The following is a 19,521-nucleotide window of genomic DNA, read 5'->3' on the forward strand; positions in this document are numbered from 1 at the left end:
ATGACCATTCAAAACAATGCACTGCCAACGGCACGCAAACCCCTGGATCTGCGGCGCTTCCTGGACGACTGGGTCATGCTGCTGGCGGCTGTCGCAATCTTTGTGCTCTGCACCCTGATGATCGACAACTTCCTGTCACCCCTGAACATGCGAGGCCTGGGCCTGGCGATTTCCACCACGGGCATTGCGGCCTGCACCATGTTGTATTGCCTGGCTTCCGGGCACTTCGACTTGTCGGTGGGCTCGGTGATTGCCTGTGCCGGTGTGGTCGCGGCGGTGGTGATGCGTGACACCAACAGCGTGTTCCTCGGCGTCAGCGCAGCGCTGGTGATGGGGCTGATCGTCGGGCTGATCAATGGCATCGTCATTGCCAAGCTACGGGTCAATGCGTTGATCACGACGCTGGCGACCATGCAGATCGTCCGGGGCCTGGCCTACATCTTTGCCAATGGCAAGGCGGTGGGCGTGTCCCAGGAATCGTTCTTCGTGTTCGGTAACGGCCAGATGTTTGGCGTGCCGGTGCCGATCCTGATCACCATTGTCTGCTTTCTGTTTTTCGGCTGGTTGTTGAACTACACCACCTACGGGCGCAACACCATGGCCATTGGTGGCAACCAGGAGGCGGCGTTGTTGGCAGGGGTGAACGTTGATCGGACCAAGATCATCATCTTCGCCGTGCATGGTGTGATCGGTGCCTTGGCGGGTGTGATCCTGGCCTCACGCATGACCTCGGGCCAACCGATGATCGGCCAGGGCTTTGAACTGACCGTGATCTCGGCTTGCGTGTTGGGCGGGGTGTCGTTGAGCGGCGGTATCGGCATGATTCGCCATGTCATCGCCGGGGTGCTGATTCTGGCGATTATTGAAAACGCGATGAACCTGAAGAACATCGACACCTTCTACCAGTACGTCATCCGTGGCTCGATCCTGTTGCTGGCGGTGGTGATCGATCGAATGAAACAACGCTGAAACCTGCCCCGACCGGGCAGGACCCAATCGCGAGCAGGCTCGCTCCCACAGGATTTGTGCCGGATTCCGAACCCGAGCACGGCGCAGATCCCCCTGTGGGAGGTTCCTAACTCTGGCACAGCGCAGAACCCTGTGGGAGCGAGCCCGCTCGCGATGGCCTCATTCCTGACGCCCGCGATCAACCGACCTTGCGCAGCGCTTCAACCAATTCCTGCTTGCGCATCTTCGAACGTCCGGGAATATTCTTCGCCCGGGCTTCTTTCATCAGGTTATCCACAGTCTGGGTCGCGCGGGAGGCCTTGCTGGTGCGCGGCTGACCTTCGCGGGTCTTGGCCGCGCGGCGGGCCGATTCCTTGCGGTCGGTTTTCTTTTCCGCAGCCGGCTTTGCCTTCCCCGAACCGCCGGAGCGTTCGCCACCGCCAGACTGCTTGTTGACCGTCGCCCAAGCACGAGCCTCGGCCTTGTCCTCGGACAACCCCTTTTTCTCATAACTCGCTTCAATGTGTTCGGCTTTGCGCTTTTGCTCGGCTGTGTATTTGTCTTTGCTTCCACGAGGCATGGGAATCTCTCCTCAAGTGTGTGAGCAGAGCCACCCGCCAGGAGCGCGTCGCTCGCTCCCTGGGGGTTACTGGCTGGCGCCGCCCTCGGAACCCGACCCGCCGGTGGTGGTTTTTGAGCCCGTGCCGGTTTCGGCGTTATCGGGCGCATTGGAGTCCGGCGTATTCATGCCGCCCTGACGACCAGCATCGTTGCCCTGCACCCGCGGATCGGTGCCGTTGGCGGGAGGCTGACCATTGTTCAGGCCACCGCCGGTGCCATCGGTGTTCAACTTGGGCAGGCCCTCCGTGGCCGGGGAATTGGGCGCCTGTACCGGATCGGTCGGCCCGGTGCCGTCGGTGGTGGCTGCGAAAGCCGCCGAAGACAGCAGCGTGGCGAATGTGAATGCAGTCAGCCTTGATGAGATCATGGTGTCGCCTCCATTTTTTAGAATGCTTGCCTGATTTTGGGCTGTCCTGAATCCGGGTTGGTGCCTGACAGGCGACGAATGGTGCCGTAGGGGCCGTCACTCAAAATTTGTCTTCGAGGTGTGACGAGCGCAGCGTGGCGGCTTAGTATGGCGCTTTCAATTGGCTACAAGGCCCGTTCATGTCGATCCAGATTCGTCCTGCGCAACCCAGCGATGCGCCTCAAATCCTTGCCTTCATCACTGAACTTGCCGATTACGAAAAGGCCCGCCACGAAGTCATCGCCAGCGTGACGGACATTCAGCGCAGCCTGTTCAGCGAGGGCTCCACTGCCCATGGACTGATCTGTCTGCGTGATGGCGTGCCCATCGGTTATGCGGTGTTTTTCTTCAGTTATTCCACGTGGCTGGGCAGCAACTGCCTGTACCTCGAAGACCTGTACATCACGCCTGACCAGCGCGGCGGCGGGGCAGGGAAGACGCTGCTGCGTCACCTGGCGAAAATTGCCTGCGACAACGACTGCGGTCGCTTCGAGTGGAGCGTGCTGGACTGGAACACGCCGGCGATCGAGTTCTACAAGTCCCTCGGCGCGCAACCCCAGGAAGAGTGGGTGCGCTACCGGATGGACGGCAAGGTGCTACGGGATTTCGCTAACGGCAATTGAGCACTTCATGAGTGGGCGTCGGATGCCCACTCGGCAAACCCCGGTCGTGGTTCGAGTCGTTTGCAATATGCGGCCACGGCCGGGTAGTCCGGGCGTTCCATGGGCGTCTGGCGCCAGCGATGCACCGACAGACCGATGAGCACATCCGCGAGGGAAAAATCCGCACCGGCCACGTAGGCGCCAGTGCGGCTCAACTGATCCTCCAGCAACCCCATCTTTTCGTTCCAGCCTTTGACCCCGGCGGCGATGCGTTGTGGGTCCTGAAACTCCGGGTTCTTGCGCACCAATGCATGAAACGCATAGCCCCATGACGGGTTGAGTTCGGTCGCTTGCCAGTCCATCCACTGTTCGATTCGGGCGCGCGCGGCCGGCTCGACGGGCAGTAGATCGTTGCCTCCATGCTTGCCCACAAGGTAGCGACAAATGGTGTTGGACTCCCACAGCACACCGTTTTCATCAATGATCACCGGCACTTGGGCGTTGGGGTTGAGCGCCAGGAACTCCGGATCTTGGGTGGAGGCAAAGCCGATGCCCCAGTCTTCGCGCTCGTAGGCGATCTCCAGCTCCTGACAGGTCCACAACACTTTTCTGACGTTGATCGAAGAAGTGCGGCCGAGGATTTTCAACTGTTGTCCCATCCCTTTTTCCCTGAGTTGTTTGGCGTCCGATCAGAAACGTAGCAGGGTCTTGGGCGAATGGCGATTGGCTTTGTCGTCGATGTATTTAATCCCAATATATGGGAGTGATATTTATATATTGAGATTTTGTTGCGCCCAGGTTTATAGTCCGTGCACTCACTGCCAAAAAACAAAACAGGTGAAACGGATGCAGGCGCAATTGATTGCGCTCGATTGGGGGACCACCTCATTACGGGCTTACAAACTCGCCGCCGGGGGCGAGGTGCTCGAACAGCGTTCGCTGTCGTCGGGGATCATGCAGTTGCCCTCCGGGCCGCGAACGGTGGCCGGTCAGGTGTGCATCGACGGTTTTGAACTGGCCTTCGACGAGGCGTGCGGCGATTGGCTCGACGCCCAGCCAGGCCTGCCCGTGATCGCCTGCGGCATGGTCGGCAGCGCCCAGGGCTGGCGCGAAGCGCCTTACTGCGACACACCCGCCAACGTCGCCAATCTCGGACATTCCCTACAAATCATTCGTAGTCTTCGCGGTGTCGATGTGCACATCGTGCCGGGGGTGATCCAGCGTTCGCGGTTACCCAATGTCATGCGCGGCGAAGAAACCCAAGTGCTTGGCGCCTTGCACAGCCTGCCGGATGAAGCGGTACTGATCGGCTTGCCCGGCAGTCATTCGAAATGGGTGGAAGTGGCCGATGGCTGCATCGTGCATTTCGATACGTTCATGACCGGCGAGATCTTCGCCGTGCTCAGTGACCACAGCATTCTGGGCCGCACCCAGCAACGTGGCACGGCGTTCGATAGCCTGGCTTTTGATCGCGGCGTGCAGGTGGCGTTGTCGGTGGACGGCCAGATCGGCCCGTTGTCCACCGTGTTCAGTGCCCGCAGTCTGGGCTTGACTGGCGAACTCAGTGCCAGCGCCCAGGCGGATTACCTTTCCGGCCTCCTGATCGGTCATGAGCTGACGGCCCTGGCCACCGTGCAACGCCGACGGCGCGACACCATTCATCTGCCGACGGTGGTGTTGATCGGCAATTCTCAACTCTGCGTCCGTTATCAACGGGCCCTCGATGCCTGCGGTTTTGCCCGGGTGTCCCTGGCCGAACAGGCCACCGAACGTGGTTTGTGGCAACTGGCCGTGGCGGCCGGGCTGCTCGATTCCACCGCATCGCGTTAAACGACTGGAGGTCTGACATGCTCACACAAGCACTGGCGCACAACGGGCTGATCGCAATTTTGCGCGGTCTGCGGCCGGAAGAGGCCGCCGCTATCGGCGAAGTCCTTTATGGCGCCGGATTTCGCGTCATCGAAGTACCGCTCAATTCTCCCGAGCCGTACGAAAGTATCCGCATCCTGCGCAGTACCTTGCCCGCCGATTGCCTGATCGGGGCCGGCACGGTGCTCACGCCGGAACAGGTCGAGCAAGTAAAAGCCGCTGGCGGCCAAGTGATCGTCATGCCTCACAGCGATCCAAAGGTGTTGCGGGCAGCGAAAGCCGCGGGCTTGTACCTCTCGCCCGGCGTCGCCACGCCCACCGAAGCCTTTGCCGCACTGGCCGAAGGTGCCCATGTGTTGAAGATGTTTCCTGCCGAGCAAATGGGGCCGGCGGTGGTCAAGGCGTGGCTCGCGGTATTGCCGGCCGGAACCGTGCTGGTGCCGGTGGGCGGGATTACCCCGGACAACATGGCGGTGTTCGTCGAGGCCGGCGTCAAGGGGTTCGGCCTGGGTTCCGGGTTGTTCAAGCCGGGCCTGACGGCTGACGAAGTGGCGGTGCGCGCCAAGGCCTACGTGGCCGCGTGGAATGCCTTGAACTGACGACTTTTCCAGCGCCCCGCGCGCTGCATCTGATAAGAGAGACAACAAGATGAAAATCACCAAACTGACCACGTTTATCGTTCCGCCGCGCTGGTGCTTCCTCAAGGTCGAAACCGACGAAGGCGTCACTGGTTGGGGCGAACCCGTGGTTGAAGGCCGCGCCCACACGGTGGCGGCCGCCGTTGAGGAATTGTCCGACTACCTGATCGGCAAAGACCCACGCAACATCGAAGACATCTGGACCGTGCTGTATCGCGGCGGCTTCTACCGCGGCGGGGCGATTCATATGAGCGCCCTGGCCGGTATCGACCAGGCGTTGTGGGACATCAAGGGCAAGGCCCTGGGCGTGTCAGTCAGCGATTTGCTTGGCGGGCAGGTACGCGACAAGATCCGCGTGTATTCGTGGATCGGCGGCGACCGCCCGGCGGACACCGCCCGAGCGGCGAAAGAAGCCGTGGCGCGGGGTTTCACGGCGGTGAAGATGAACGGCACCGAAGAACTGCAGTTTCTCGACACCTTTGAAAAGGTCGACCTGGCCCTGGCCAATGTCGCGGCGGTACGGGATGCAGTCGGGCCGAACGTCGGCATTGGCGTGGACTTCCACGGTCGGGTGCACAAGCCGATGGCCAAGGTGCTGATGAAGGAGCTCGATCCGTACAAGCTGATGTTCATCGAAGAACCGGTGCTCAGTGAGAACTACGAAGCCCTGAAGGAATTGGCGCCGCTGACCAGCACCCCGATTGCCCTGGGCGAGCGGTTGTTCTCGCGCTGGGATTTCAAACGGGTGCTCAGCGAAGGTTACGTGGACATCATCCAGCCGGATGCGTCCCACGCCGGTGGCATCACCGAAACCCGCAAGATCGCCAACATGGCCGAGGCCTACGACGTGGCGCTGGCACTGCACTGCCCGCTGGGCCCGATCGCCCTGGCGGCATGTCTGCAACTGGATGCGGTCTGCTACAACGCGTTCATCCAGGAGCAGAGCCTGGGCATCCATTACAACGAGAGCAACGACCTGTTGGATTACATCAAGGATCCGCGGGTGTTCGACTATGACAAGGGCTTCGTGAAAATCCCTAACGGTCCAGGCCTGGGCATCGAGATCAATGAGGAGTACGTCATCGAACGCGCCGCCATCGGCCACCGCTGGCGCAACCCGATCTGGCGCCATGCCGATGGCAGTTTTGCTGAGTGGTGAGTGGGTTCTGATTTCACCCGATCCCCTTGTGGGAGCGAGCTTGCTCGCGATGGCAATGTATCAGTCACACATGCGGCAACTGACACACCGTCATCGCGAGCAAGCTCGCTCCCACAGTCTGATCTTCGCAAGCAGGGAGATCTTCTTCGATGCGCCCGATTCCTCAATAAACATAAAAAGAGGCACCTCACATGCAAGCGCACACCCTGAGCGCGCAAGCGTCGTTGGTGACGCCCAGCCGCAAGCGTTTTTTCATCATGGTCCTGCTGTTCATCACCGTGGTGATCAACTACCTGGACCGCAGCAACCTTTCGATCGCCGCCCCCGCGCTGACCAGTGAGCTGGGCATCGATCCGATCCACGTCGGGCTGATTTTCTCGGCGTTCGGCTGGACCTACGCCGCCATGCAGATCCCCGGCGGCTGGCTGGTGGATCGGGTGCCCCCGCGTATTCTGTATAGCGTTGCACTATTGCTGTGGTCGGTGGCCACGGTGATGCTCGGTTTTGCCGCCAGCTTCATCGCGTTGTTCGTCCTGCGCATGGCGGTTGGCGCCCTGGAGGCACCGGCCTACCCGATCAATAGCCGCGTGGTGACCACCTGGTTTCCTGAGCGCGAACGGGCCACGGCCATTGGTTTCTACACCTCGGGGCAGTTCGTCGGGCTGGCCTTCCTGACGCCGGTATTGGCGTGGCTGCAACACGCCTTCGGTTGGCACATGGTATTTGTCGCCACGGGCGCGGTGGGCATCATCTGGGCGGTGATCTGGTACGCGGTGTATCGCGAACCGCGGGATTTCAAAGGGGTCAACGCCGCCGAGATCGAACTGATCCGCGAAGGCGGCGGGTTGGTGGATATCCAGGCCGATACAGCCAAGGCCAAGGCCAAGTTCAGTTGGGCGGACCTGGGGATCGTCCTGACCCAGCGCAAGCTGTGGGGCATTTACCTGGGCCAGTTCTGCCTGAATTCCACACTGTGGTTTTTTCTGACCTGGTTCCCGACCTACCTGGTGAAATATCGCGGCATGGACTTCATCAAGTCCGGCCTGTTGGCGTCATTGCCGTTCCTCGCCGCGTTTGTCGGTGTGTTGTGTTCCGGGTTCTTCTCCGACTGGTTGATCCGTCGCGGTTCCACGGTGGGGTTCGCCCGCAAGCTACCGATCATCGGCGGGCTGCTGATCTCTACGGCGATCATCGGCGCCAACTTCGTTGAGTCGACACCGTTGGTGATCGCTTTCCTGGCCCTGGCGTTCTTCGGCAATGGCCTGGCGTCGATCACCTGGTCGCTGGTCTCGACCCTGGCGCCCGCGCGGTTGCTTGGCTTGACGGGCGGGGTGTTCAATTTCATCGGTAACCTGGCGGCCATCGCCACGCCCATCGTCATCGGTTTCCTCGCCAGCGGCGATTCGTTTGCCCCGGCCATCACCTATATCGCCGTGCTGGCGTTGATTGGCGCGCTGTCCTACATCCTGCTGGTAGGGAAGGTCGAGCGCATCGAGTTGTAGTCCGACGGGGCGGGCGACCATAATGCCGCCCGTTCCCCGCTCACTGTTGAAGGCCGGATATGCAGCAAGACGATCCAAAAATCACCAAGGACGCGGCGCCCACAGGCACCCAGACACTGCTGCGTGGTCTGGGTGTGGTCCAGGCGGTCGCCAGCGGCGCCCGTGACCTGAAGGAAATCGCCCGGTTGATCGGCACCACCCGTAGCACCACCCATCGCCTGGCCAGTTGCCTGGTGGATGAGCGCTACCTGCGGGTGGTGCCGCAAGTGGGTTATCTGTTGGGGCCGAAGCTGATCGAGCTGGGTTTTCAGGCCCGGGAAGAGTTGCCGTTGGTGAGCCTGGCGGGGCCGTACCTGGACGAGTTGTCGGCGCTCACCGGTGACACTGTTCACCTGGCGATTCGCGAGGGCGACGAGGTGTTGTACCTGCTGAAAAATCCAGGGCGCAATGGCCCGGAAATGCGTTCGCGCGTGGGCCATCGCATGCCGCTGGCGCGTACCGGGATCGGTAAGGCGCTGATGCTCGATGATTCTCAGGAACAATGGAAAAGGCTGTATGAAATCAGCTTGCCGGCGGGAGGGAAGAATCAGTTCTGGCCCCAGCATCAGGAGCAATCCTGGGAGCAGTTCCAGCAGCGGATGGTGGAGTATGTAGCGGGTGGTTATGCCTTCGATCTGGAAGACAACGAGCCGTCGATTCGTTGCGTGGCGGCGCCGATCCGAGACGCCGGCAAGCGCATCGTCGCCGGTATCAGCATCGCCAGCACCGTACCGTATATGCCGCTGGAAAAAATGGCCGAGCTGATTCCCCTGGTCAAAGGGGTCACAGCCCGGCTGTCGGCGGAACTAGGCGCGAAGGTCTGACGAACGTCAGGCTTTGAGCGTCGCCATGTCGATGACGAAGCGGTACTTCACGTCGCCTGCGATCATGCGGCTGTAGGCCTCGTTGATCTGGCGGATGTCGAGCATTTCAATGTCGCAGCTGATGTTGTGTTCGGCGCAGAAATCCAGCACTTCCTGGGTTTCTGCGATACCGCCGATCAGCGAGCCGGCCAGGACCCGACGGCCCATGATCAGTTTGGCCGCGTGTACCGGCGGATCGATCGGCTCGACCAGACCCACCAGGATATGCACGCCGTCGAAACGCAAGGTGTCGAGGTAGGGATTGAGGTCGTGCTGCACCGGAATGGTGTCCAGCAGGAAGTTGAAATGTCCGGCGGCAGCGGCCATCTGTTCTGCGTCGGTAGACACGATCACGTGGTCGGCGCCCTGGCGTCGGGCTTCCTCAGCCTTGCTCGCCGAGCGGGTGAACAGCGTCACTTCCGCGCCCATGGCCTTGGCGAACTTGATGCCCATGTGGCCGAGGCCGCCCATGCCCAGCACGCCTACCTTGTCACCGGCTTTCACGCCATAGTGCTTGAGGGGCGAGTAGGTGGTGATGCCAGCGCAGAGAATCGGCGCGGCGCCGGCCGGGTCGAGGGTTTCCGGGATGCGCAGCACAAAGTGTTCGCTGACCACGATGCTGTTGGAGTACCCGCCCATGGTGTGGCCGCCGCTGATACGGTCCGGGCTGGCGTAGGTCTGCGTCATGCCTTGGTAGCAGTATTGTTCCAGGTCCGCGCGACAGGCTTCGCACTCGCGGCAGGAGTCGACCATGCAGCCAACGCCCACCAGGTCGCCAATCTTATAGCGGGTGACATTCGCACCAACGGCGGTGACTTTTCCGACGATCTCATGGCCGGGCATCAACGGATAAACGGCAATGCCCCATTCATTGCGGGCCTGGTGGATGTCGGAATGGCATACGCCACAGTAGAGAATGTCGATCGCCACATCGTCGGCTCGCGGGCTGCGGCGTTCGAACTTCATTGGGGCGAGGGGAGTGGTGGCCGATTGGGCGGCATATCCGATAGCAGTGTACATAATGGACCTCGCTAAGCAGTGAACGGTGAGGTGGACCATTGTGGGAGTCATGTCGCTTCGCGGCGATGGCGATTCCTACGCGTGTCGTGCCTATTCCTCCGACATTGGCTATGGTTTGATCCTACGAAGCATTAGACCTGCGATGATGCTTTCATCCCTTTTTTCGTGAAGTTTTTCCCATGTTGTTGACCCGTCATCTTGATGCCAATGCCCCTTTGGTCTCGCTGATTGAACCCCTGGCGACCCGCGACGGATTCGTGCCCACGCAGTTGCCGGGCGTACAGGTGCTCAGGGCCAGCCAGGACGTTGCCCGTGGTCCACAGCTCTACGAGCCGAGTCTGGTGATCATTGTCCAGGGCAGCAAACTGGCGTTCCTGGGGCCACGCACGCTGGAGTACGGTGCGGGGCATTATTTGATCCAGGCGCTGCCGGTGCCGTTCGAATGCGAAACCTACGCCATGCCCAATGCTCCGTTGCTGGGGGTTTCCGTGGCAATCGATCGGGCGATACTGGGGGAGCTGGTGCTGGCCATGGGACTGGTGCCGGGGCGCAGCCTTGCGCCGCAGACCCCGGAGTCGATGACGTGTGCGGTGCTCGATGACGCCATGCGTGGATGTGTCGAGCGCTTGTTGCACTGCCTGCACGATCCGTTGGAATGCCAGGTCATGGGGCAGGCGCGGCTGCGGGAGCTGCTGTTTGTCGCCTTGCGCGGGCCCCAGGCCGACGTACTGCGCGCGCTGGTGGAGCAGCAAGGACAGTTTGCCCGGATTGCCGCTGCCCTGAGCCATCTGCACGCGCATTTCACCGAGCCGTTGAACGTCGAGACGCTGGCCAGTTGCGCGAACATGAGTGCTTCGACCTTCCATGAACATTTCAAACGCAGCACGCTGTTGTCGCCGGTGCAGTACCTCAAACGACTGCGTCTGCTCAAGGCTCAGCGGTTGCTGCTGATCGAGGGCATGGGCGTGGCCCAGGTTGCGCACCAGGTGGGATATCAGAGTTCGTCGCAGTTCAGCCGGGAGTACAAGCGTTACTTCGAGCGCAGTCCCGGGGAAGAGCGCGTCGCTTGATCACTCAGGATTCCTTGTGGGAGCGAGCCTGCTCGCGATAGCGCCTTGTCATTCAAGATGAAGGTCGACTGACGCGCCGCTATCGCGAGCAGGCTCGCTCCCACATGGGTTCGGTGTGGTTGACAGAATCGCAGGCAACAAAAAGGCCCCCATGTCGGGAGCCTTGATGTTCAGCGAATCGGCTTACATATTCGGGTAAGTCGGCCCGCCGGCGCCTTCCGGCGAAACCCAGGTGATGTTCTGTGCAGGGTCCTTGATGTCGCAGGTCTTGCAGTGAACGCAGTTCTGGGCGTTGATCTGGAAGCGCTTCTCGCCGTCTTCCTGGGTCACCACTTCGTACACCCCGGCCGGGCAATAGCGTTGGGCCGGTTCGTCATACAGCGGCAGGTTCTTGCTGATCGGGATGCTCGGATCGGTCAGCTTCAGGTGGCAGGGCTGTTCTTCTTCATGGTTGGTACCGGAGATGAACACCGAGCTGAGTTTGTCGAAGCTGATCTTTCCGTCCGGTTTCGGGTAGTCGATCTTTTTGCAGTCAGCCGCCAGTTTCAGGCAGGCGTAGTCCGGTTTGGTGTCATGCAGGGTGAACGGCAGCTTGCCGGCGAAGATGTTCTGGTCGAGCCAGTTGAAGCCGCCGCCGATGATAGCGCCGTACTTGTGAATCGCTGGGCCGAAGTTACGACTGGCGAACAGCTCTTCGTACAGCCAGCTGTTCTTGAAACTGTCGACGTACGCGGTCAGTTCATCGCCGCCTTCGGATTCGGCAAACAGGCGATCGGCCACCGCTTCGGCGGCGAGCATGCCGGACTTCATGGCGGTGTGGCTGCCTTTGATCTTGGCGAAGTTCAGGGTGCCGAGGTCGCAACCGATCAGCGCGCCGCCCTTGAAGACCATTTTCGGCAGCGAATTCAGGCCGCCCTTGCAGATGGCACGCGCACCGTAGCTGACGCGCTTGCCGCCTTCCAGGTACTGCTTGAGCACCGGGTGATGCTTGAGGCGCTGGAACTCGTCGAACGGCGACAGGAAAGTGTTGCTGTAGGACAGATCGACGATCAGGCCGACGACCACCTGGTTGTTTTCCAGGTGATAAAGGAAAGAGCCCCCGGTATTTTCGGTGCCCATGATGTCCAGCGGCCAGCCGGCGGTGTGCACCACCAGGCCCGGTTGATGCTTGGCCGGGTCGATTTCCCAGATTTCCTTCAGGCCGATGCCGTAGTGCTGGGCGTCGGCGTCGCTGTCCAGGTTGAAGCGCTTGATCAGTTGCTTGCCGATATGACCACGGCAGCCTTCGGCGAACAGCGTGTATTTGCCACGCAGTTCCATGCCAGGGGTGTAGAGGCCTTCTTTCGGCTTGCCTTCACGGTCGACACCGAGGTCGCCGGTAATGATCCCGCGTACGACGCCGTTCTCGTCGAACAGCGCTTCCTGGGCGGCGAAGCCCGGGTAGATTTCCACGCCCAGGTTCTCGGCCTGCTGGGCCAGCCAGCGGCACAGGTTGCCCAGGGAAATAATATAGTTGCCTTCGTTGTGCATGGTCTTGGGCACAAAGAAGTCAGGGATTTTGCTCGCGGTCTCGGCGTTTCTCAGGACAAAAATGTCATCGCGCACGACGGGCGTGTTCAACGGTGCGCCGAGTTCTTTCCAGTCCGGGAACAATTCGTTCAGGGCGCGGGGTTCGAATACCGCACCGGAGAGAATGTGCGCACCGACTTCGGAGCCTTTTTCGACCACGCAGACGCTGATTTCCTTACCGGCTTCGGCGGCCTTCTGTTTCAGTCGGCAAGCGGCAGACAGGCCAGCGGGGCCGGCACCGACGATGACCACGTCGAATTCCATGTATTCGCGTTCCACAGGCTATCTCCTACTCAAGGCTCAACAGTTTTTTTCTAATTGGAGGTTTGGCGTTGCATCCATGATCTGCTTCGCGAAATCGACGAAAGCGGCAATGAATGACCCGCGGTTCTCTCTTAAGCGGCGCATTATATCTACACCACTCTCAGGGTCCAATACAAACGTTTGTTTGAAATAGCCGCAGGCCAGATAAATCACTGACGTACGGCTTATGACTGACCATTTTGCCGTATTGACCGGAATGGGCGTTCCGGTCAAGATACGGGCGGTTTTGCGCTCGCCGTAGGCTGACTGTTGGTTCCAAGAGCACCTCTAAAGACAGGGCGAAGGCAGCACAAAGTGACGTATTGCGTGGTTCGGACGCGCAGTTTACACGCCGCGATAATGAATGACTCGTCGGTCATCACTGACGAACGGTCTTCACTCCCGTGAGCAAGGTCATGTGTGGTTCATGCCGGCGTTTTTAGAGGTGCCCTTGCGCCCATGAGCATCAACCGCCAGGTTCGCCTAGGCGACTTTCTTTTCACCGGAGAGTAACGAGGAATCCATGAAGGTTCTTGTAGCTGTCAAACGAGTGGTCGACTATAACGTCAAGGTTCGCGTCAAGGCGGACAACTCCGGCGTCGACCTCGCCAACGTCAAGATGTCGATGAACCCTTTCTGCGAAATCGCCGTAGAAGAAGCCGTACGCCTGAAAGAAAAAGGCGTGGCGACTGAGATCGTCGTCGTCTCCATCGGCCCGACCACTGCCCAGGAGCAACTGCGTACCGCGCTGGCGCTGGGTGCTGATCGCGCCATCCTCGTCGAATCCGCCGAAGACGTGACTTCCCTGGCCGTGGCCAAGCTGCTCAAGGCCGTTGTCGACAAGGAACAGCCACAGCTGGTGATCCTCGGCAAGCAGGCCATCGACAGCGACAACAACCAGACCGGCCAGATGCTCGCGGCATTGAGCGGCTACGGTCAGGGCACCTTCGCGTCCAAGGTTGAAGTGTCCGGCGACAGCGTTGCCGTGACTCGCGAAATCGACGGCGGCGCGCAGACTGTTTCCCTGAAACTGCCGGCCATCGTCACCACCGACCTGCGTTTGAACGAGCCGCGCTACGCGTCCCTGCCAAACATCATGAAAGCCAAGAAGAAGCCGCTTGAAGTGCTGACTCCGGACGCTTTGGGCGTTTCCACCGCCTCCACCAACAAGACCCTGAAAGTCGAAGCGCCGGCTGCACGCAGCGCGGGTATCAAGGTCAAGTCGGTGGCTGAACTGGTCGAGAAACTGAAAAACGAAGCGAAGGTAATCTGACATGACTATCTTGGTAATCGCCGAACACGATAACAAGGCGCTGGCTCCGGCCACGCTGAACACCGTTGCTGCCGCCGCGAAAATCGGTGGTGATGTCCACGTTCTGGTGGCCGGTCAAGGCGTTGGCGCCGTGACTGAAGCCGCTGCGAAAATCGCGGGTGTGGCAAAAGTGTTGTCGGCCGACAACGCTGCCTATGCGCACCAGTTGCCGGAAAACGTTGCACCGCTGGTAGCAGAGCTGGGCAAGGGCTACAGCCACATCCTGGCTGCCGCCACGTCCAACGGCAAAAACATCCTGCCGCGCGTTGCCGCTGCGCTGGACGTCGACCAGATCTCCGAGATCATCTCGGTGGAAAGTGCCGACACCTTCAAGCGCCCGATCTATGCCGGTAACGCCATTGCTACCGTGCAGTCCAATGCTGCGGTCAAGGTCATCACCGTACGTGCTACCGGTTTCGACCCGGTTGCCGCCGAAGGTGGCTCCGCTGCTGTTGAAGCGGTGGCTGCTGCTCACGACGCCGGTATCTCCAGCTTCGTCAACGAAGAACTGGCCAAGTCCGATCGTCCGGAACTGACCGCTGCCAAGATCGTCGTTTCCGGCGGTCGCGGCATGCAGAACGGCGACAACTTCAAACACCTGTACGCCCTGGCCGACAAGCTGGGTGCTGCCGTCGGTGCTTCCCGCGCCGCGGTCGACGCAGGTTTTGTACCTAACGACATGCAGGTCGGCCAGACCGGCAAGATCGTTGCGCCACAGCTGTACATCGCCGTCGGTATCTCCGGCGCGATCCAGCACCTGGCCGGCATGAAAGACTCCAAGGTGATCGTCGCGATCAACAAGGACGAAGAAGCGCCGATCTTCCAGGTGGCTGACTATGGCCTGGTAGCGGACTTGTTCGAAGCCATCCCTGAGCTGGAGAAGCTGGTCTAATCCGGCGTCTTCACTTATAAAGAGCCCGGCCCTTTGGCCGGGTTTTTTATTATCTGCACGTTGTTGTCACTGCAAGGGGAGCATATCGCCATGGATCTTCGCCGTTTGGCTGGCGTGTCGTTGCTGTGGGCGCTGGCCGTCGTGCCAGGTCTGTCTGTCGCCGCCGGCAAGTGTGAACGTCTGATCGCCACCGGTAGCCCGGATGCGCCGCCCTACCTGTGGCAAGACCCCCAGGATCCCAAGCACCTGATCGGCGCCAGCGCCGACCTGCTGACGCAAGTGGCGACGGAGCTGGGGATCAAGATCGAATTGCTCTATGCCGGCAAGCGTGCTCAGGCCCTGGACGAAGTGCGCAGCGGACGCATGGACCTGCTCGTCGACGCCGCGCTGACCATCAGCGAGCTTGAAACCCTGGACTATGTTCATCCGCCCTTGCTGAATAACGATTACCTGGTGTGGACCCGCAAGGATTCGACATTGGTGATCGCTCAGCCCGAGGACCTTCATGGTCATCCCGGGGCATTGTCGCAAAAGGCGCGAATGACCCAGGCATTTGGCGTATTTGCCGAGCAGCAATTGTCCCTGACCCGTACCCCCAACCTGACTGAAGCCTTTCAGAAACTGCTGCTGGGGGAGGTGGAGTATGTCCTGGCAGGGCGTTACTCGGGCCTGGCGATGGCCCAGACATTGGGCATGGCCAATGACCTGCAGGCCGCGCCGCAACCAGTGGATACCCCGGGGCTGTTCCTCGCGGTTTCCCATAACTCCGCCTGCAATGACCCATGGTTGCGCGGACAGCTGGCGCAAAAGATGACAGAATTGGCCGCGTCCGGCCTGACGGAGGCTGTGTTGCAGCGCAATATCGAGCGTTGGAAAACACAGTTGCAGCCACCTGTTGGTGCCCCAAAACAGTAGGGAACATTAGTGACTATTCGACCTCTTTTCGCTGCCCTGGCCGTACTGGCTCTGGCGGGTTGCGCAGCCGATCCGGCGCCGAATGAACAGATTCGCCTGACTGAACAGGCGCTGGAGCAAGCCCGCGCCGTGGGCGCCACCTCCGAAGAAGTGCCCGAGTTGAAACTCGCCGAAGAAAAGTTCGCCCGCGCCCAGTCCAACATGGCCGACGAGTCGTTCAAGAAGGCCCGCATGCGCGCTGAGCAAGCCGAACTGGATGCACGCCTGGCCGAAGCGAAGGTGCTGACCCTCAAGGGCGAGGAACACCTGAACGTGCTTAACACCCGCATCGAGCGCTTGCGCAAACAGTTGAGAGATGATGCCCAATGAAGCAGTCCCAAGTATTTGGCGGCCTGATTCTCGCGGGCCTGGCCAGCTTGTACGGTTGCGCGGGTCAGCGCAGCGAAGTGGCGCTGGAAAAGGCAGGTGCCGACTTCCAGAAGGTCAAGGAAGACTCCAACGTATTGCGAGCCGCGCCCAAGGATGTCATCCGCGCCGGCGAATCCCTGGCCCGGGCCGATCGCTTGTCCAGCTACTGGGGCAGCAGCGAAGATGTGCTGCATTACGCCTACCTGAGCCAGCGTTACAGTGAGATTGCCCGTGAGCACAGCAATCAGGTGCTCAATGAAGAGCGGGCGGCGAAGCTCGAACTGGAGCGCCAGCGCCTGCAATTGGCCCTGCGCGAGTCCAAGTTGCTGAGTGTCCAGCAACAGGGCAAGTGGCTGGAAGAGCAGATCATGGCAATGGCCACCACCCAGACCGATCGCGGCCTGGTGATGACGCTCGGTGACGTGCTGTTCGACACCGGCCAGGCGCAGTTGAAGAACTCGGCAAACCGGGTGGTGCTCAAGATCGTGCAATTCTTGCAGCTCAACCCCAAGCGTGTGGTGCGTATCGAAGGTTACACCGACAGCACCGGCGGCAAGCAGGAAAACCTCAAGCTGTCCCGTAACCGGGCCCAGGCGGTGGCGGACGTGCTGGTGGACCTGGGGATCGACGAAAAGCGCATTCAGGTCGAAGGCTACGGTGATGAGTTCCCGGTCGACGTCAACGCTTCCGAGCGTGGTCGGGCACAGAACCGTCGGGTTGAAATTGTGTTCTCCGACGAGAAAGGCCAGCTCGGCGCCGCCCGCTAAGGGCTGCGTTGCTGGAAAACCCGGCCCCTTCAGAGGCGCCGGGTTTTTTTGGGCCTGCGAATCAGTGATTCATGAGTACAGTTGGGGCTGTCACTGCCCTGTAGGGTCGGGTAATCTGGCAACTGTCCCAGTACACTTCTAAACTGTTCCGGTACTATCTCTCACAAAAATAAAATGCCCGTGAAATCGAGTGCTGCGTCATGACCAACCTCTTGCTCTATCAACGTATTGCCCAACAACTGGCTGAAGACATCCGGCGCGGTGTGTATCAGCCCGGCGAACGTGTGCCTTCGGTGCGCAAGATGAGCTCGCAGCTCAACGTCAGCCATGCGACGGTGCTGCAGGCCTACGCCAACCTTGAAGATCAGGGGCTGATCCGTGCGCGGCCGCAGTCCGGTTACTACGTGCATCAAACCCCGGCCCTGACGGCGCCGACGCCGGACATCGCGCGGGTCGAGCGTCCGGGGCTGGTCACGCGCAGCAGCATCATCCAGCAGGTGTTGGTTGAGTCGCGCCGCGAAGGGGTATTTCCCCTGGGCGCGGCGGTGCCGAGCGTCGACTACCTGCCTGTACGAGCGCTGCACCAGCAACTGGCCAAGGTCACGCGCTTCCACAGCCCGCGGGCGTTCAGCTACATGTTCAGCCCGGGCTTCGAACCCTTGCGCCGCCAAGTGGCGATTCGCATGCGCGATGCCGGGGTCGTGGTGGATCCCTCCGAGGTGGTGATCACTCACGGTTGCGTGGATGCGCTGCAAATGTCCTTGCGGGTGCTGACCCGGCCAGGAGACCTGATCGCCGCCGAGTCGCCGACCTACTACGGCTTGCTGCAACTGGCGGATCTGCTGGGCCTCAAGGTCATCGAGATCCCCAGCGACCCGGTCACCGGCATGAGCCTGGAAGCCCTGCAACTGGCGGCCAATCAGTGGTCGATCAAGGCGCTGGTGCTGACCACGCGCTTGAGCAATCCCCTCGGTGGGACGATGCCCGAGGAGCGGCAAAAGCAACTGTTGCGCCTGGCCTCGGATTTCGACATCCAGATCGTTGAAGACGATATTTATGGCGAGTTGATGTTCGAGCAGGGACGCACCAAGGCGCTCAAGGCCTATGACCGGTTGGACCGAGTCATTTACTGTTCGAGTTTTTCCAAGACGTTGTCACCGGGCGTGCGCATTGGTTGGATGATTGCCGGTAAATTCCAGCAGGAAATCCAACGGCTCCAGACCTTCAGCACGCACTCGGCATGCAGCGTCACGCAGATGGGCATCGCGGCGTACCTGGAAAATGGCGGCTATGATCGGCACTTGCGTTATATCCGCCAGGAGTACCGCAAAAACCTCAGTGCCTTTCAGTTGGCAGTGCAGCAATACTTTCCCGAAGGTACGCAAATGAGCCGGCCTAATGGAGGCTTCATTCTGTGGGTCAGTCTGCCGGGGCGGGTCAACACTCAGGAGTTGCATGTACGGGCGTTGCAGCAAGGTATCAGCATTGCACCAGGGCTGATTTTCAGTAACACCGAACAGTTCAACCATTGCATCCGCCTCAATTGCGGCACGCCTTGGAACCGCGAGGCTGAACGGGCCTTGATGACGCTAGGCCTGCTGGCCACCCAACTGTGCCAGGAGACCGCCAGCGGTTTTTGATAGAAACTGGCGGCTCCTGCCTGATGTGCTTGTCAGCGGCTGAGTAACAGGCGAGCATGGGGATCTCTGCCGTAAGTGCCGTAGTGTCTATGAAAGCCATTGCTCCTGCCGCCTGGGTTTTGATCGGCCTGTTGACTGCCTTCCCTTCGGAGGGTGTCGTGGCTGCGTCGGCGCAGGAGAAACCGGCCGCCAGTGCCACTAAAAGCGCCTCGAAGAAAAAACCGGCAGTTGTTAAAAAAGCGCCGGCTAAAAAAGCTGCGGCAGCGAAGAAAAAGCGCGCCCCTGTCGCTTCCAAGAGTCAATCTGCCCGCGAGGTCGCCAAAACCCGGTTACCGCCGGCCAAGCTGGATTTGAGCCTGCCTCAAGACATGGTCGAGGATCTGCAGCCTCCGGGTGCGGTGCCGTTACCCAAGCGTGAGCCTTTGTTGCCCTCCATGTTTGGGGAAAAACCGGGACCGTTTCAACTCAATGGCCGTTTGCTGAGCAATGAAATGCAATTGCCATTGCGCAATCAAGAGCGCAATGAAGTCGAAGGCGCGGCGTTGGATTTCGAATTCAAGCAGTAATCCTCCCTCTCGCCGCTGACTGTAGGGTCATCCTGGCGTACAAGAAAAAACACACGGACGGTAATTTAAAACGAGTGTTTTAGCCGTTACTCTGTGTTCTGTTACCAATCATTACTTGTCGTGAGGATGTTGTCGTCATGAAATGCCGCGAAGGCTGTGGCGCCTGCTGCATCGCCCCTTCCATCAGTTCGCCGATTCCTGGCATGCCCGACGGCAAGCCGGCGGGCGAACGTTGTGTGCAGCTGTCAGTCGATAACCTGTGCCAGATCTTCGGCCAGCCGGAGCGGCCGAGGGTGTGCTCGGCGTTCGAGGCCGACATCGAGGTCTGCGGCAACAGCTCTGAAGACGCCATCCGGCTGATCGGTTGGTGGGAGCAAATCACGGCAGCGTAATGGGCCAGTTCGGAACTTCG

General features: G+C 60.4%; 21 protein-coding genes. 16 read left to right on the forward strand and 5 right to left on the reverse strand.

The window, feature by feature from the left end:
• The gene (gene araH / locus MKS85_RS08550) at positions 1–969 is read left to right on the forward strand and encodes an L-arabinose ABC transporter permease AraH (RefSeq protein WP_076383836.1); all 969 of its coding nucleotides are present in this window, start codon (positions 1–3) and stop codon (positions 967–969) included.
• Between the two features lie 178 nt (positions 970–1,147).
• On the opposite strand, the gene MKS85_RS08555 is transcribed toward araH, so the two are convergent.
• Together MKS85_RS08555 and MKS85_RS08560 are read right to left on the reverse strand one after the other, a co-directional pair.
• Positions 1,148–1,528: a Rho termination factor N-terminal domain-containing protein gene (locus MKS85_RS08555; protein WP_310662805.1), complete on the reverse strand. Its 381-nt coding sequence runs from the start codon at positions 1,526–1,528 to the stop codon at positions 1,148–1,150.
• A 66-nt stretch (positions 1,529–1,594) separates the two neighbouring features.
• Positions 1,595–1,936, reverse strand: a complete 342-nt coding sequence (locus MKS85_RS08560) for a hypothetical protein (RefSeq protein ID WP_188252048.1) — start codon at positions 1,934–1,936, stop codon at positions 1,595–1,597.
• A gap of 179 nt (positions 1,937–2,115) precedes the next feature.
• On the opposite strand from MKS85_RS08560, the gene MKS85_RS08565 reads away from it, so the two are divergent.
• Positions 2,116–2,598 (forward strand): GNAT family N-acetyltransferase, encoded by a 483-nt coding sequence (locus MKS85_RS08565; protein WP_047228217.1) that lies wholly within the window; start codon positions 2,116–2,118, stop codon positions 2,596–2,598.
• A 5-nt stretch (positions 2,599–2,603) separates the two neighbouring features.
• Here MKS85_RS08565 and MKS85_RS08570 read toward each other — a convergent pair whose 3' ends face one another.
• Positions 2,604–3,236: a glutathione S-transferase family protein gene (locus tag MKS85_RS08570; RefSeq protein WP_310662806.1), complete on the reverse strand. Its 633-nt coding sequence runs from the start codon at positions 3,234–3,236 to the stop codon at positions 2,604–2,606.
• A 187-nt stretch (positions 3,237–3,423) separates the two neighbouring features.
• Here MKS85_RS08570 and MKS85_RS08575 point away from each other — a divergent pair, with 187 nt between their 5' ends.
• The 5 genes from MKS85_RS08575 to MKS85_RS08595 all read left to right on the forward strand — a co-directional run bounded on the left by MKS85_RS08575 (position 3,424) and on the right by MKS85_RS08595 (position 8,608).
• Positions 3,424–4,407, forward strand: coding sequence for a 2-dehydro-3-deoxygalactonokinase (locus MKS85_RS08575; protein WP_188252050.1), 984 nt, complete (start codon positions 3,424–3,426; stop codon positions 4,405–4,407).
• A 17-nt stretch (positions 4,408–4,424) separates the two neighbouring features.
• A complete protein-coding gene (locus MKS85_RS08580; protein ID WP_047228220.1) occupies positions 4,425–5,045 on the forward strand; it encodes a 2-dehydro-3-deoxy-6-phosphogalactonate aldolase in 621 nt (206 codons plus the stop codon).
• Positions 5,046–5,094: 49 nt separating this feature from the next.
• On the forward strand, positions 5,095–6,243 hold the full coding sequence (gene dgoD / locus MKS85_RS08585; RefSeq protein WP_047228221.1) for a galactonate dehydratase: 1,149 nt from the start codon (positions 5,095–5,097) through the stop codon (positions 6,241–6,243).
• 191 nt (positions 6,244–6,434) lie between these two features.
• A complete protein-coding gene (locus MKS85_RS08590; RefSeq protein WP_047228222.1) occupies positions 6,435–7,745 on the forward strand; it encodes an MFS transporter in 1,311 nt (436 codons plus the stop codon).
• Positions 7,746–7,804: 59 nt separating this feature from the next.
• On the forward strand, positions 7,805–8,608 hold the full coding sequence (locus MKS85_RS08595) for an IclR family transcriptional regulator (protein WP_013693986.1): 804 nt from the start codon (positions 7,805–7,807) through the stop codon (positions 8,606–8,608).
• Positions 8,609–8,614: 6 nt separating this feature from the next.
• Here the strand turns inward: MKS85_RS08595 and MKS85_RS08600 are convergent, their stop codons facing one another.
• On the reverse strand, positions 8,615–9,667 hold the full coding sequence (locus tag MKS85_RS08600; protein ID WP_076383841.1) for an NAD(P)-dependent alcohol dehydrogenase: 1,053 nt from the start codon (positions 9,665–9,667) through the stop codon (positions 8,615–8,617).
• 179 nt (positions 9,668–9,846) lie between these two features.
• Between MKS85_RS08600 and MKS85_RS08605 the strand changes: the two genes are divergently transcribed.
• Positions 9,847–10,737 carry an AraC family transcriptional regulator gene (locus MKS85_RS08605; protein WP_047228224.1) on the forward strand — a complete coding sequence of 297 codons (891 nt, stop codon included), beginning with the start codon at positions 9,847–9,849 and terminating at the stop codon, positions 10,735–10,737.
• Between the two features lie 183 nt (positions 10,738–10,920).
• On the opposite strand, the gene MKS85_RS08610 is transcribed toward MKS85_RS08605, so the two are convergent.
• Positions 10,921–12,585 carry an electron transfer flavoprotein-ubiquinone oxidoreductase gene (locus MKS85_RS08610; RefSeq protein ID WP_139049472.1) on the reverse strand — a complete coding sequence of 555 codons (1,665 nt, stop codon included), beginning with the start codon at positions 12,583–12,585 and terminating at the stop codon, positions 10,921–10,923.
• A gap of 547 nt (positions 12,586–13,132) precedes the next feature.
• Between MKS85_RS08610 and MKS85_RS08615 the strand changes: the two genes are divergently transcribed.
• The 8 genes from MKS85_RS08615 to MKS85_RS08650 all read left to right on the forward strand — a co-directional run bounded on the left by MKS85_RS08615 (position 13,133) and on the right by MKS85_RS08650 (position 19,501).
• The gene (locus MKS85_RS08615) at positions 13,133–13,882 is read left to right on the forward strand and encodes an electron transfer flavoprotein subunit beta/FixA family protein (protein ID WP_188252052.1); all 750 of its coding nucleotides are present in this window, start codon (positions 13,133–13,135) and stop codon (positions 13,880–13,882) included.
• A gap of 1 nt (position 13,883) precedes the next feature.
• Positions 13,884–14,813, forward strand: a complete 930-nt coding sequence (locus MKS85_RS08620; protein WP_047228226.1) for an electron transfer flavoprotein subunit alpha/FixB family protein — start codon at positions 13,884–13,886, stop codon at positions 14,811–14,813.
• 90 nt (positions 14,814–14,903) lie between these two features.
• Complete coding sequence (locus tag MKS85_RS08625; RefSeq protein ID WP_188252053.1) at positions 14,904–15,728, forward strand: ABC transporter substrate-binding protein; 825 nt, start codon at positions 14,904–14,906, stop codon at positions 15,726–15,728.
• 9 nt (positions 15,729–15,737) lie between these two features.
• Positions 15,738–16,097, forward strand: a complete 360-nt coding sequence (locus MKS85_RS08630; RefSeq protein WP_047228227.1) for a DUF4398 domain-containing protein — start codon at positions 15,738–15,740, stop codon at positions 16,095–16,097.
• Complete coding sequence (locus tag MKS85_RS08635; protein WP_076383844.1) at positions 16,094–16,903, forward strand: OmpA family protein; 810 nt, start codon at positions 16,094–16,096, stop codon at positions 16,901–16,903. Before MKS85_RS08630 ends, MKS85_RS08635 begins: the two co-directional genes overlap by 4 nt.
• Before the next feature lie 200 nt (positions 16,904–17,103).
• Positions 17,104–18,543 carry a PLP-dependent aminotransferase family protein gene (locus tag MKS85_RS08640; RefSeq protein ID WP_047228229.1) on the forward strand — a complete coding sequence of 480 codons (1,440 nt, stop codon included), beginning with the start codon at positions 17,104–17,106 and terminating at the stop codon, positions 18,541–18,543.
• Between the two features lie 89 nt (positions 18,544–18,632).
• Positions 18,633–19,109, forward strand: coding sequence for a translation initiation factor 2 (locus MKS85_RS08645; RefSeq protein ID WP_188252054.1), 477 nt, complete (start codon positions 18,633–18,635; stop codon positions 19,107–19,109).
• 137 nt (positions 19,110–19,246) lie between these two features.
• A complete protein-coding gene (locus MKS85_RS08650) occupies positions 19,247–19,501 on the forward strand; it encodes a YkgJ family cysteine cluster protein (RefSeq protein ID WP_047228231.1) in 255 nt (84 codons plus the stop codon).
• Positions 19,502–19,521: the final 20 nt, after the last annotated feature.

The organism is Pseudomonas sp. JL2, assembly GCF_031570495.1.
In the GTDB taxonomy this organism is placed as follows: Bacteria; Pseudomonadota; Gammaproteobacteria; order Pseudomonadales; family Pseudomonadaceae; genus Aquipseudomonas; species Aquipseudomonas rhizophila.

Bases quoted from the DNA above. Each gene is read 5' to 3' on its own strand.
- araH (WP_076383836.1), top strand. From the start codon at position 1: ATGACCATTCAAAACAATGCACTGCCAACGGCACGCAAACCCCTGGAT.
- MKS85_RS08555 (WP_310662805.1), bottom strand. From the start codon at position 1,528: ATGCCTCGTGGAAGCAAAGACAAATACACAGCCGAGCAAAAGCGCAAA.
- MKS85_RS08560 (WP_188252048.1), bottom strand. From the start codon at position 1,936: ATGATCTCATCAAGGCTGACTGCATTCACATTCGCCACGCTGCTGTCT.
- MKS85_RS08565 (WP_047228217.1), top strand. From the start codon at position 2,116: ATGTCGATCCAGATTCGTCCTGCGCAACCCAGCGATGCGCCTCAAATC.
- MKS85_RS08570 (WP_310662806.1), bottom strand. From the start codon at position 3,236: ATGGGACAACAGTTGAAAATCCTCGGCCGCACTTCTTCGATCAACGTC.
- MKS85_RS08575 (WP_188252050.1), top strand. From the start codon at position 3,424: ATGCAGGCGCAATTGATTGCGCTCGATTGGGGGACCACCTCATTACGG.
- MKS85_RS08580 (WP_047228220.1), top strand. From the start codon at position 4,425: ATGCTCACACAAGCACTGGCGCACAACGGGCTGATCGCAATTTTGCGC.
- dgoD (WP_047228221.1), top strand. From the start codon at position 5,095: ATGAAAATCACCAAACTGACCACGTTTATCGTTCCGCCGCGCTGGTGC.
- MKS85_RS08590 (WP_047228222.1), top strand. From the start codon at position 6,435: ATGCAAGCGCACACCCTGAGCGCGCAAGCGTCGTTGGTGACGCCCAGC.
- MKS85_RS08595 (WP_013693986.1), top strand. From the start codon at position 7,805: ATGCAGCAAGACGATCCAAAAATCACCAAGGACGCGGCGCCCACAGGC.
- MKS85_RS08600 (WP_076383841.1), bottom strand. From the start codon at position 9,667: ATGTACACTGCTATCGGATATGCCGCCCAATCGGCCACCACTCCCCTC.
- MKS85_RS08605 (WP_047228224.1), top strand. From the start codon at position 9,847: ATGTTGTTGACCCGTCATCTTGATGCCAATGCCCCTTTGGTCTCGCTG.
- MKS85_RS08615 (WP_188252052.1), top strand. From the start codon at position 13,133: ATGAAGGTTCTTGTAGCTGTCAAACGAGTGGTCGACTATAACGTCAAG.
- MKS85_RS08620 (WP_047228226.1), top strand. From the start codon at position 13,884: ATGACTATCTTGGTAATCGCCGAACACGATAACAAGGCGCTGGCTCCG.
- MKS85_RS08625 (WP_188252053.1), top strand. From the start codon at position 14,904: ATGGATCTTCGCCGTTTGGCTGGCGTGTCGTTGCTGTGGGCGCTGGCC.
- MKS85_RS08635 (WP_076383844.1), top strand. From the start codon at position 16,094: ATGAAGCAGTCCCAAGTATTTGGCGGCCTGATTCTCGCGGGCCTGGCC.
- MKS85_RS08640 (WP_047228229.1), top strand. From the start codon at position 17,104: ATGACCAACCTCTTGCTCTATCAACGTATTGCCCAACAACTGGCTGAA.
- MKS85_RS08645 (WP_188252054.1), top strand. From the start codon at position 18,633: ATGAAAGCCATTGCTCCTGCCGCCTGGGTTTTGATCGGCCTGTTGACT.
- MKS85_RS08650 (WP_047228231.1), top strand. From the start codon at position 19,247: ATGAAATGCCGCGAAGGCTGTGGCGCCTGCTGCATCGCCCCTTCCATC.